This window comes from Parasynechococcus sp., assembly GCF_042954325.1.
In the GTDB taxonomy this organism is placed as follows: domain Bacteria; phylum Cyanobacteriota; class Cyanobacteriia; order PCC-6307; family Cyanobiaceae; genus Parasynechococcus.
In genome coordinates, this window is sequence record NZ_JBGKDS010000049.1 from 1 (window position 1) to 1,511 (window position 1,511).

Here is a 1,511-nt window from a genome sequence, read left to right on the forward strand (position 1 = left end):
TCCCGCGTCGGCCCGTTCATCCTGCGGCGCCTCAAGACCGATAAGGCGATCATTTCTGATCTCCCCGAGAAGGTGGAGATGAGCGAATGGGTCGGCCTGAGCAAGGAGCAGAAATCGCTCTACAGCAAAACGGTGGAAGACACCCTCGACGCCATCGCCCGCGCCCCCCGGGGTCAGCGTCATGGTCAGGTTCTTGCCCTGCTCACCCGGCTGAAACAGATCTGCAATCACCCCGCCCTCGCCCTCAGCGAAGGCACCGTCGACGACGGCTTCCTCGGCCGCTCCGCGAAGTTGCAACGGCTCGAGGAAATCCTCGATGAAGTGATTGAAGCCGGCGACCGGGCCCTGTTGTTCACCCAGTTCGCTGAATGGGGCCACCTGCTGCAGGGCTGGATGCAGCAACGCTGGAAAGGAGATGTTCCCTTCCTCCATGGCGGGACCCGCAAGAGCGAACGCCAGGCGATGGTCGATCGCTTCCAGGAGGACCCCCGCGGCCCGCAATTGTTCCTGCTGTCACTCAAGGCCGGCGGTGTGGGCCTCAACCTCACCCGTGCCAGCCATGTGTTCCACATCGACCGCTGGTGGAATCCAGCCGTGGAGAACCAAGCCACGGACCGGGCCTACCGCATCGGCCAGACCAACCGGGTGATGGTGCACAAGTTCATCACCAGCGGCTCCGTCGAAGAAAAAATCGACCGGATGATCCGTGAAAAATCACGCCTGGCTGAAGACATCATCGGCTCAGGTGAGGAATGGCTGGGCAACCTCGGCGGCGACCAACTGCGGGACCTTGTTTCCTTGGAGGACACCTGACGATGACCACCCACACCGGCCACACCAGCGCACTCACCACCGCCATCGGTGACGACGGACTCGGCCAGCAGCCCTGGTGGGTGGAGCAATGGATGGAGCTGATCAACGGCTACCGCTTCAAGAAACGGCTGGAGCGGGCGTGGGGCTATGCCCGCGAGGGCAATGTCACCTCGATCCGCTTTGAAGGGCGGCGGGTCCACGCTCGGGTGCAAGGGACCGGAGAAGACCCCTACAAGGTGAAGCTCTGGCTGGATGTGCTCAACGATGAGGACTGGGGCTATGTGCTCGAAGCCCTGACCCAAAAGGCCCGTTGGTCCGCCCAGTTGTTGGCGGGGATCATGCCGTCGGACATCGAACGGGCCTTCGCCGCCAGCGGCAAACGTCTGTTCCCGTTCAAGTTGCAGGAGGTGCGCAGCGAATGCAGCTGCCCAGACAAGGCCAACCCCTGCAAACACATCAGCGCGGTGTATTTCCTGATGGGGGATCGCTTCAGCGAAGACCCCTTCGTGCTGTTCCAGCTGCGGGGCCGCAATCGGGCCAAGTTGCTGGAGGACCTTGCCGAAAAGCGCCGCCAGGCCCTCGCGGCCCTGGCTGAGCAGGCCAACGCCACCGAAGAAACATCCAACGCCGATGAAGCCCAACCGCTGCCGCCCCATCCCGCGGTGCTGGATCCAGCACTGTGGTGGCGCTACAACCGC

2 protein-coding genes are annotated in these 1,511 nt (G+C 63.1%); both read left to right on the forward strand.

The window, feature by feature from the left end; translation table 11 throughout:
- Positions 1-813 (forward strand): DEAD/DEAH box helicase (locus ACGVKB_RS07460; RefSeq protein WP_392350693.1); only part of this gene is annotated, 813 nt, incomplete at its 5' end.
- A 2-nt stretch (positions 814-815) separates the two neighbouring features.
- The coding region (locus tag ACGVKB_RS07465) for an SWIM zinc finger family protein (protein WP_392350695.1) at positions 816-1,511 on the forward strand (696 nt) is incomplete at its 3' end.